The sequence below is a fragment of the Pontibacter pamirensis genome (genome assembly GCF_010015475.1).
Lineage (GTDB): Bacteria > Bacteroidota > Bacteroidia > Cytophagales > Hymenobacteraceae > Pontibacter > Pontibacter pamirensis.
In genome coordinates, this window is record NZ_SSNI01000071.1 from 1 (window position 1) to 10,766 (window position 10,766).

The following is a 10,766-nucleotide window of genomic DNA, read 5'->3' on the forward strand; positions in this document are numbered from 1 at the left end:
CAAGAAACTCTCAACAACCTGCATAGGCTAATTGCACTTTGTGTGCCGTGTAAAGAAGTACAGCATACGTTCTATAATGTCTTACTATAAGTACGCAAACTACATCATCTCGCTGCAACTTCAGGTTTGCCGGGAGAGTTTGTAAAGTAAAATTACTACATTTATGATGCGTCTCTACAAAAGATAAAATTCTAATCAGTGATTATCCCAAACAAACTCATAAAGCTTGACTATAACCCTGCCAGGGACGTTCTCTCTGTCGAATGGCCTGACTTTCACTACTACTCTGCCAGTGAGGCTACCTACACGCTGGACATCATCGTGGAGACCGTCAGGCAGTATGATGTGAAGTACCTGTTGACAGACACCAGGAAGAGCACGGTTGATATTCCCAAGCCTGAGTACAAGGAGATAATCCTCAAGTTCGCCAAGAACCTGACCACAACCCGCCTCCGCAAGCTCGCACGGGTCGTGACGGAGAGCACCCGCAGGTTAAAACCCATCAGGGAAGTCAGGCAGGAAGCACAGCTTAAGGTAGAGATAAAGGACTTTTACAGCGTAGAGGAAGCTCTTGATTGGCTTGCCTCAAAGTAGCTAACTCGGCGATAACCACAGCAGTACTGTAAAACCTGCAGATAAGCCGCTGCTTCTACCTTGCCGGCGCAGAAAAAAATGTTAGACCAGTGCAAGTCATCAGTGCCACTACTTCACGTTGGCACCTGCCTGCTATACAGCGAAAGCACATACAGCAAAGGCTTCTTCTTTCGTCTCAAAATCTTCACGTTTTCTGGGATTGTGCTTCAAACGGAAAGCTACTTTACGATAGCTATTTTACAGCTTTTGGAATTAAAGAGTGTATTCGTTTGGTAGGTTCAGGCAGTGTGTCTTTGCAGGCATGTGAGCCTTGCTGCTAGGGCGGTGCAACGAACACGCCATTTGCTACAAATCACTATCAACAGTTGTTCAAGCGTGACGAATAACAATCGGCTCTAGTTTTAGTATAGACAACAGTAATATTGATAAACAACGGTTCGGGGCTGAACGTATGGTGAATTCCGCCACAGCAGCAAGCCCTGAACGTTGTGTATTTCTGGGAGATGCCGGGAGCACTCTTTTTTACTGCGCACTGGGGAGCAGGGCTTTCCCGCTAACAGCATACAACGAAACAATGAAAGGATTTGCATTTACAAAGGGCGATGTTTTCGGAGGACTTACAGCCGGTATTGTTGCACTACCGCTTGCACTTGCGTTTGGACTGCAGTCAGGTTTGGGCGCCGCTGCAGGTCTTTACGGCGCCATTATCCTGGGATTTATATCGGCAATTCTTGGTGGAACCTATACACAGGTCAGCGGCCCTACCGGGCCGATGACTGTTGTAGCAACAGCCGCCATTGCAGGGTTTGTTCAAATGGGCGGAAGCATCGAAGCGGTAGCTGGGGCTATTGTCGCCACTTTCCTGCTTGCCGGTATTTTTCAGGCGCTCATGGGCGTTGTACGGCTGGGCGCACTGATCCGCTTTATTCCCTACCCGGTTATATCGGGCTTCATGAGTGGCATTGGTGTGATCATCATCCTTCTTCAGCTTTTTCCTGCTATAGGCCAGCCATCACCACCAACAACAATTGATGTGGTACGACAGATCGGGCCTGCATTTTCAAACATCAATGTATGGGCACTGCTATATGCAGCCCTGACGGTAGTGATTGTTTACCTGTTTCCCCGTATTTCGAAAACTGTCCCGGGTACGCTTGTGGCACTTATTGGCGTGACAATTTTATCCGTTGTGCTTCAAAAGGATGTAGAAGTGATCGGTTCCATTCCTACCGGGCTTCCCGAGATGCAGGTCGCCAGCCTTTTTACAATTGACTCGGCGCTATACGGGCAAATCATACGCGTGGCCATTACACTTGCTGCACTTGGTGCCATCGATTCCCTTCTTACTTCAGTAGTGGCAGACAACGTAACCAAAACGCGCCACGACAGCAACAGGGAGCTAATCGGGCAGGGCATAGGCAATTCAGTTACCGGAATTTTTGGCGGGCTGCCAGGTGCAGGCGCCACCATGCGCACGCTCATCAATGTCAGGTCAGGGGGAACATCAAGATGGTCTGGCATTATCCATTCTGTCACGCTTGCGGTTATTCTTCTGGCTATAGGCTCTTATGCAGCTTTAATCCCAAAGGCAGTGCTGGCAGGCTTGCTGATAACAGTAGGTCTTGGTATCCTCGATTTTCGTGGAATCAGGCACATCAGAGTAATTCCACGTGGCGATGCAGCTATTATGATTGTGGTGTTGCTGGTAACTGTTTTTCTCGATCTGCTCACGGCAGTAGGTGTGGGAATGGTGATGGCGGCTCTCTTCTTTATGAAAAAAATGAGTGATGCTATTGGAACCCGTACCCGGATAGAACCACTGTCTACCTATGAGGATGGGCAGTATTGGCAGGGCAGGGGCCTGCCAGCTGAGTTGGAAGGAAATGTTTTGGTCAAGCATATTGAGGGTCCTTTGTTTTTTGGTTTTGCGTCCGGATTACAAAAGATGTCGGAAGGGGTTGTTGACGTAAGCCATGCCATTTACCGTATGGAGGAAGTTCCTTTTATTGACCAGACGGGGTTATACTCCCTGCAGGAAACACTACTGACCATGGAAGAAAGGGGGATAAAAGTGGTTCTGACGGGCCTTCTAAAACAGCCGGAGCACATGCTGCGGAAGGGAGGGATAATCCCGCAGTTGATTCCCGATAAGAATGTCTGCCCTACGTTTTCAGCGGCTGTTGACTGCGTTGTAGACGAACTCAAGAAAAAGGAACCGTCTTCAACTTCTGAGAACATGCACGGCCATTGATAAGATACTTCTCCTTCGCTACATGTGTAGAGGCAGCGAACATTGCGTTGCGTCTTGTTGCGGTTAGCATGCAGGCCGACGAAACAGGGGTGGACTTGACCAAGCAAGCTAACCTCCGCCTTCCAGCTCAAAAATTCCACGTTTTCCGGGATTTAACATTTGCCAACCTATTCTGTACAACTCATTTTTAAGTATCTAGAAAAGAAGCTCTTGCGCCGCAAAGTATAAAGTTGCTATTATCTGCTCCATTTTCTAAGTACTTACTTAAACAAAGACATCCTTAATTGCTTGACAAGCTCCCTGTCCCAAGTTGGGGGTGCCAAGGCGTGTCCTGAATAAATTCATCCTTCTGATTTAATGGTGAAAAACAGCTTAATTGATAGACTGTATGTTTGCCTAATTTAAAGAGGGTGATTCGGCCTTAAAATAGATAGTAAACGTACTGCCCTGCCCCAACTCACTTTCTACCTTTATATCACCACCGGTAGCATGTACTATTTTTTTAGTCAGGAACAACCCAATTCCCTGACCTTCCACATCCTGGTTGATTCGCTCGTATTTGTTAAAAATTCGTTCCTGGTTACGCTCCGATATACCCAATCCGTTATCCCGAACTGATAAAACAATATAATCCCCTTCCTTTTTCGTCTGGATATGGATAACCGGTGGGTGGTTGCTTTTGAACTTGATACCGTTAGAAATAAGGTTGTAAAGAAGACTGCGTAAGTTCTTTTTGGAGAACAGAATGTGTTTTACGTTCAACTCCCGGGTAATAATTGCTTGGGAAGCATTGATTTTTTCCACCAAACTCCATTCAATATTATCAATAACTTCCGTTAGGTCAACGTTCTCCTGGGTTACCATATCGCTTTCCACTTTCGCCACGGTAGCAATTTCGGTTATGAGGGAACGGAATTTTTTGATGGATGCATTTATTATCTTTAAATACTGTTTCAATTCCGGATCGGCCACATCCAGCGTATTCATTAAGCCAATACTACCTTCAATGTGGTTTAGCGGAGCCAGCATATCATGCGAAGCCGTGTACACGAAATTATCCAGGTCGGCGTTTATGCGCTGTAAGATTTCATTTCTTTTGCTTAGCTCCAGTTGGGCTGTTTTCAGTTCGGTAACATCATTAAACGATATAATAGCCCCTTCAATCTGATTGTCGGGCTGTTTCAGGTAAGGCATCGTCATAATCTGGTACCATCGGCCATTAATAGCTTCCATTTCTTTTGTGATGATGCTGCCCTTGTTCAATACCTGCTTGATATCCTCTATCAGTGTTTCAAATTTTATATTGGTAGAAATATTGCTTAGCGGACGGCCAATATCCGTTGCCAACAGGTTAATGTGCTTCACGGTGCCCGGAGAGAATTTCATTAACAGTAAATCGTTGTCAACAAATAACTGCCCGTTGATATTACTGCGGAAATAGTTGTTTAAATCGTCGTTTAATTCCAGCAGTTCTTTATTCTTTAGTTGGTAATCCGCGTTTATGGTATGCAGTTCCTCGTTCACCGATTGCATTTCTTCGTTGGTGCTCTGCATTTCCTCATTGGCCGAAAGCAGTTCTTCGTTAAAAGACTGCATGTTTTCATTACTGGCGTCGAGTTGCAGGTAGGTGGCGCGTAGCTTCTCCTTCAGTTCCCGCACTTCTTTCTCCAGGTTAAGCGTATATTCTCCGTGATATAGTTTTTCATCAAATACCATAGAATCCGACACGGCCGGAGCTTCTATGTTTTCTTCTTTGAACGTGACTAAAAACAGGGTTGGCATTCCTTTTTTCAGGGGCAGACGGCTAATCGATAACCGGACACTGATAGTAGCATCCTGCTGCTTTATCTTGATACCCGTAACAGACAATTTTTCATCTGCCGTTAAACTATTCGCAAACAAGGTATTAAAAGCCACGGCCAGTGGCGGTGGCAAAAGCTCCGTCAACGTGGAGTTAAAGTTTTTCTGTAGTAAGAACCTGGTGGTATCGCCATAAGTTTTTACTACCTGGTGTTTTTCATCAATGCAAATAGCCAGGTAATCCAGTTCACTTATCAGCGCAGCATTCACCGCTTCCGGCAAGCTGTGCAATAAGTTGTGCGAAGAATCTTCCGGTAAGGCAACAGGTGGTTTATGTTTCAGTTCCGGCAATGAGAACGCTTCAAACCGCAATGCCCGGTTGCTTTTCAGGCTTCGGTAGAGTTTAGACTTTTTATCGATGACTTCTAAATCATCCATGATGGGCAGCGGGTTTTCGCTGGAGCCTAAAAATAAGTAACCTTCTCTTTTAAGCCCGAACAGCAATACGGCATATATTTTTTTCTGCAAGGCCGGTGTCAGGTAAATGAGCAGATTCCGGCAGCTAATCAAATGCATGTTGCAGTACGGCGGGTTTTTCACCAAATCGTGTTGGGCAAAAATGACCATTTTACGGATACCCGGTGAAACACGGTACTGATCCTCTTCCTTTAAAAAATATTTATTCAGGCGTTCCGGCGAAATGTCTTTGGCGATACTGGCCGCATAAATCCCTTTACCGGCCTGTTTCAGAGCTAAAGTATCAATATCGGTCGCAAATATTTTTACAACCGTTTCCTGGTTTCTCTCTGCTAACTGTTCACAGATAAGAATAGCCAGGCTATAGGCTTCCTCGCCGGTGGCGCAACCGGCCACCCACATTCTTAACTCTTCGCCCGGAGCCAGGCTTGCCAATATAGCGGGGAGTACATTTTTTTCGATATTTTTAAAAGCCTCTTTATCCCTGAAAAATGCGGTAACGCTTATAAGGAATTCCTGGGCCAGGCCTTCTATTTCAGACGGATTTACTTTCAGGAAATCCAGATAATTGCCCAGGCTGGTAAAATTATTGTGTTTTGCCCGGCGTTCCGTTCTTCTTAGAATAGTAGTTTGCTTGTAATCCGTAAAATCCAGGGGAGAGTTTGCTTTGATCAAGGCGACAATAGAAGCCAGGTTCTCCTGGTTATTGGCGTTATCTGCAGTGAAGCCTGGTTCCTGTCGGGTATAGTCTAAAATAATACCCGGCATTTGGGAGGGCTCTAAAATATAATCCACTATTCCGGTGGCAATCGCATTTACGGGCATGCTACTGAACGAAGTAGTATCCGGGTCGCGCACGATTACCAGCCCGCCGGCTTTTTTTATCTCTTTGATCCCTGCAGTGCCATCAGAACCCAACCCGGAAAGAATTACCCCAATCGCTTTCCGGCCGCAATCGGCAGCCAGAGAATTGAAAAAGGTGTTAATGGTATGGTGGGGGCCGACTACCAATTCTTTGTCCGTTAAAAACAGTGCACCATCCCGGATGGTCATAAACTTATCGTTCGGCACCAGGTAAACTTCATTTCTTTTTACCGGCATACCGTCTTCCGACACTTTCACCCTCAGCAAACTGTGTCGCGCCAGCAGCTTTACCATCTGGCTTTTAAAATCCGGTGATAAATGCTGAACAATCACGTACGCGGCGCTGTCTAATGGCGTATGATCAAAAAAAGTATATAGTTCTTCTATGCCACCGGCAGAAGCGCCTATTGCAATAACAAATTCGGGATCTGACGTGAACATTGTTTTCTTTGAAAAGAGTGAACCGGAATATCAAGAAACGTATCCTGAAGGGGAAGAACTGGCAGTTAATTCAAAAGCATTAAAAATTATACTCCTGTGTCGCCTGTACTTATACGTAAATATACTGGATATAATAGTTATAATTAGATTCAGATTTTATTTTGCTCCATGTAAAGTAACCGCTGGTAATAAGTTTAAAATTTGACACGTAAACCATACATTCAAAAACTCACAAAGAATTTAACTTTTGCTTATGTTAACGGAAAGCTTAAGATAAGTATTAAGTTCATTTTTGCCGGAACTGAAGTATTGGCGTATATAGCTTCCCTTATAGTATATAGACTTCATTCACATGGATAAGCCTAAATTTGTTATTGCGGTAGGTGCTTCGGCAGGGGGGCTGAATGCCCTGTCTGAATTTGTCGCACAATTGCAGCCTGATCTGGACGCCGCGATTTTTATTGTCATGCATTTATCCCACACCAGTATCGGTGATTTTTTAGTGCATAATTTAAAACAGCGTACCGCTTTACCTTGTGAAGTAGCTGTTGATGGCGCACCCATAAAAAAAGGCCATATCTATGTCGCATCACCTAACCTTCACTTACTGGTAAAAAAAGAGACTATCGTTCTGGGTCATGGTCCGGAAGAAAACCGGTGGCGGCCATCCATAGACGTGTTGTTTCGTTCGGCGGCAGCGGCGTACAGTAACCGGGCCATTGGGGTAGTCTTAACCGGTTTGCTCGATGACGGAACCACCGGTATGCTGGCTATTAAAAGAAGCGGCGGCACGTGTATGGTGCAGGACCCTAACGAAGCCGAGTACCCGGATATGCCCTTGTCGGTACTCAATAATATGGAAGTGAATTACTGCATTTCCCTGGCCAGTATGGGAGAGGTAATTTTAGGCATTACCCAAACCAACCCCGAAGAAATTCCAGCGCCCCCGGATGTTATAATAGAATCGGAAATTGCGGAAAGGGTAGTGGTGGATTATGATAACGTGAAACAATTGGGGGAGAAAAGTATTTATGCCTGCCCCGACTGCGGCGGCGGGCTTTGGGGTATAGATGCCAGCTGCGAAGGCCAGTCCAAGATAGACCGGTACCGCTGCCATATCGGCCATTCCTATTCCGAAAAAGATTTGGTTATTAAACAATATGAAGTATTTGAGGCGACACTCTGGGTAGCCCTTCGGATGATGGAAGAACGGCGCAACCTGTTTATGAAGATGGAAAACGACCACACCCGTAAAGGACTTTCTACGATGGCTAAAAGTTACCATGAGAAAGCGGAAGCCATTCAGGGTCATGTAGATAAAATGAAAGAGGTTTTATTCGCTTCTCAAAAATCTGTTTAGTCATATCCCGGGTTAAAAAGCCTATCTTGGGTACTCCCCTATCAATAGTCCTTCTTTCTAAACAAATAAAGTTGATCAAATGGAATTATTGCACCGCGTATTATTAATAGATGATGACGAGACTACTAATCTTGTAAATAAGCGCAACATACTGAAAGCCAATTTAAGTACGCACGTTGATGCGGTTACAAGTGGCCAGGATGCCTTGGATTATTTCCATCAGATTGAGAATATCACTTTACCGCTAGACCTTATTTTACTGGATATTCAAATGCCGGAAATGAATGGGTTTGAGTTTTTAGAAATCTATAAAAACCTGGATCCAAAACATAAAGCAAAGCATATATTTGGATTGACTTCCTCAGCCAGCTTCTACGATTTGGTAAAAATAAAGACTTACGTCGATATTACCGACCACATCTATAAACCCTTCACCACCATGGATTATGTATCCTTAGTAAAAAAGTATTTTTAATTGCAGGTCAGTCTTTTACAGCATATCATTTGGTGGCCAAATCATACTGGCAAGGAGTTAAATAGCCAGGTGCTGCATGCCTCCTTTTCTGGTTGTAGAAGCCTTAGGTATATTCAAACACAGCTAGTCTGTTCCCCTGTCTGGTGGCAAATTGGCGGTGGTAGACTATTTCTGTTTTCATCGTCTTCAAGAAGCTATCTGCCACTGCATTATCGAGAACAGTTTACTTTCCGGCTCAAGCGCTACATGACCGGCATCTCCTCCTGTTAGTTGGAAAGGCGTTCTCACCTATAACTGGTTTATGATAAACAGAAGCCGCAAAAGGTGGATCAGCTCGCTAAAGCGCAGCTAGGAAAGAGGTTGTTCAAGGAAAACGGGTATAAGCGCTCTTCATCTACCTAGGGCACCACCAGCGCGCAGAGCCAAACTGCAAGTGCCTTTCACAAAAACCTGGACAGCTTCTCCAGGGTAAGGGGCTTTTGGATATAATCAATGACAGGGTAGTTCCTTGCCTTTGCCACATCCAGGTGGTGCGTGGAGGAGCTAAGCAAAACGATTCGGAGTGGGGCACTGCTCAGCTCAGCTGACTGTTGCAGCTCCTCCAGGAACTCGAACCCGTCCATGACGGGCATGTTGATATCCAGCAGAATCAATTCCGGGCATTGCTCACGCTGACACGCTTCCCTGATGATATCCAGGGCCTCCCGGCCATGGCTGGCTGTGAGTAAATATATCTCTGTCCCAGATTGCCTGAGAAGCCTTTGCGTTATAAAAGCGGCGGTGGCATCATCATCCACCAGTAGTATTCTTTTTGTTTGTTCCATTCTTGTACACCAGGTTAAATAGTCAAGCCAGGCGCCATAGCAAAGCGGCAGTTCCTCTATACGGAGATTGTACCCGTTAGCTCGGGGAGAGGCAGAGAGAGCAGAACTTGAAGGTTTGTCTTTTTCAGCCTGCGAGCCACATGCTTAGGCAACGGCGCAAGTCCAGTAAGCGCCCCTCCGGCTAAAGTACCAAAACCCCTGCCCTCTCCAGCTGCCCGGAAAGGCTGTTTCTCTTATAACTACTGTTATCCTATGTTTGTCATCGCGTATTAACTTGTATAAAAGAGTAGAAAGGAAGGATAAAGATTCATACTGTTATCCTATGTTTGTCATCGCGTATTAACTTGTATAAAAGAGTAGAAAGGAAGGATAAAGATTCATACTGTTATTTGGTCATTAAGAACCTGTTTTACATGAGAATCCCCTTCCTTTTCTATGGTTACTTTGGACAGTTCCATTAAGCTTTTAAGCTTGCATCAGGATAGAGAATGCCGCCATAGTCTCCTCTTCTAACATTTCTAGTTTACACTTACTAAACTCTTAGATTTATGGACACACAAGTAAGACAAAAAGTAGTAGGCATTGATGTAAGCAAAGACACGCTGGCCGCTTGCCATCGAGTAGATGAAAAGGCACAGCACGTGGAGGTAGAAAACAGTAAGGCTGGCTTTAAACAGCTAGTCAGGCGCTGCGGATCTGACAGCCTGTATGTGATGGAGGCAACTGGCATTTACTACCTGCAGTTGGCTTATTACCTGGTGGAGCAGGGGGCACGAATAGTCGTAGTGAATCCTGTTATCATCAAGCGCTACATCCAGATGCACCTGGGCAAAGGCAAGAGCGACAGGAAAGACGCCCAGTGGATCATGCGCTACGGAGAGCAGAACCAAGGGGTTTGTTGGCAACCAGAGGAGCCGGTAATCGTGGAATGCCGGCAACTGGAGCAGGTAATTGAGCAGCTCATTAAACAAAAGACTATGATCATCAACTCCTTAGAAGCTTTAGAGCGGCAGCCAGTGGTGAGCGCCTTGGCGGTGAAAAGCCTAAAGCAGACCCTGAAGCTGCTCGACAAGCAGGTTAGGCAAATGGAGGATAAAATGGTTCATGCTTTGGAAGCAGTATTTAAAATAGAGATGGAGCTGTTGAGCTCTATTCCAGGCATTGGCAGAAAAACGGCGGGCATGCTGCTTTTGTTCGCTGGAGGCTTTAGGAACATGGACAACTACCGGCAGCTTATTGCCAAGGCTGGTCTCTCGCCTCGTGAATATACCTCCGGTACGAGTATCAGAGGCAAGGTGCGCATCACCAAGATGGGAGGCGGTCTGATCAGAAGCAAGTTGTTTATGTGCAGCTTCTCAGCCAAGAAATCTAATGCTGCCTGCAAGGCTCTTTACGAGCGGCTCGTGGCCAGGGGGAAGAACGGGAAACTAGCACTGATAGCGGTCTGTAACAAGCTTCTAAAGCAGGCTTTTGCTATCGTTAAATCAGGGATACCCTATCAGGCTGATTTTTCCAAAATAAAGGCCTGTAAGGCTTGACTTTAAACACAGTTCATGTTAAACAGGTGGCGTGTTACAACGATTAGTACAAAAACCAACCTATAAGCCAGATTATGTTCAAGATAAAAGGCAAAAGCAAGGTTGACTTACCTTGCTTTTGCCTTTTATCACCTTCTGTTCA

At 45.4% G+C, this 10,766-nt stretch carries 8 protein-coding genes; 5 read left to right on the plus strand and 3 right to left on the minus strand.

Features of this window, described 5'->3' with window-relative positions:
• Positions 1–198 precede the first annotated feature (198 nt).
• Together E1919_RS26305 and E1919_RS26310 are read left to right on the plus strand one after the other, a co-directional pair.
• Complete coding sequence (locus E1919_RS26305; RefSeq protein ID WP_162056382.1) at positions 199–594, plus strand: hypothetical protein; 396 nt, start codon at positions 199–201, stop codon at positions 592–594.
• A 574-nt stretch (positions 595–1,168) separates the two neighbouring features.
• The gene (locus E1919_RS26310) at positions 1,169–2,845 is read left to right on the plus strand and encodes a SulP family inorganic anion transporter (protein WP_162056383.1); all 1,677 of its coding nucleotides are present in this window, start codon (positions 1,169–1,171) and stop codon (positions 2,843–2,845) included.
• A gap of 396 nt (positions 2,846–3,241) precedes the next feature.
• On the opposite strand, the gene E1919_RS26315 is transcribed toward E1919_RS26310, so the two are convergent.
• On the minus strand, positions 3,242–6,427 hold the full coding sequence (locus E1919_RS26315; RefSeq protein WP_162056384.1) for a chemotaxis protein CheB: 3,186 nt from the start codon (positions 6,425–6,427) through the stop codon (positions 3,242–3,244).
• 352 nt (positions 6,428–6,779) lie between these two features.
• Here E1919_RS26315 and E1919_RS26320 point away from each other — a divergent pair, with 352 nt between their 5' ends.
• Positions 6,780–7,787, plus strand: a complete 1,008-nt coding sequence (locus E1919_RS26320; protein ID WP_162056385.1) for a chemotaxis protein CheB — start codon at positions 6,780–6,782, stop codon at positions 7,785–7,787.
• Between the two features lie 88 nt (positions 7,788–7,875).
• Positions 7,876–8,262 (plus strand): response regulator, encoded by a 387-nt coding sequence (locus E1919_RS26325; RefSeq protein WP_162056386.1) that lies wholly within the window; start codon positions 7,876–7,878, stop codon positions 8,260–8,262.
• Between the two features lie 103 nt (positions 8,263–8,365).
• Here the strand turns inward: E1919_RS26325 and E1919_RS28215 are convergent, their stop codons facing one another.
• Both E1919_RS28215 and E1919_RS26335 read right to left on the minus strand, forming a co-directional pair.
• Positions 8,366–8,467, minus strand: a complete 102-nt coding sequence (locus E1919_RS28215; RefSeq protein ID WP_162056387.1) for an IS3 family transposase — start codon at positions 8,465–8,467, stop codon at positions 8,366–8,368.
• Positions 8,468–8,702: 235 nt separating this feature from the next.
• Positions 8,703–9,086 carry a response regulator gene (locus tag E1919_RS26335; RefSeq protein WP_162056388.1) on the minus strand — a complete coding sequence of 128 codons (384 nt, stop codon included), beginning with the start codon at positions 9,084–9,086 and terminating at the stop codon, positions 8,703–8,705.
• 548 nt (positions 9,087–9,634) lie between these two features.
• Here E1919_RS26335 and E1919_RS26340 point away from each other — a divergent pair.
• Positions 9,635–10,624 carry an IS110 family RNA-guided transposase gene (locus E1919_RS26340; protein WP_162056389.1) on the plus strand — a complete coding sequence of 330 codons (990 nt, stop codon included), beginning with the start codon at positions 9,635–9,637 and terminating at the stop codon, positions 10,622–10,624.
• Positions 10,625–10,766: the final 142 nt, after the last annotated feature.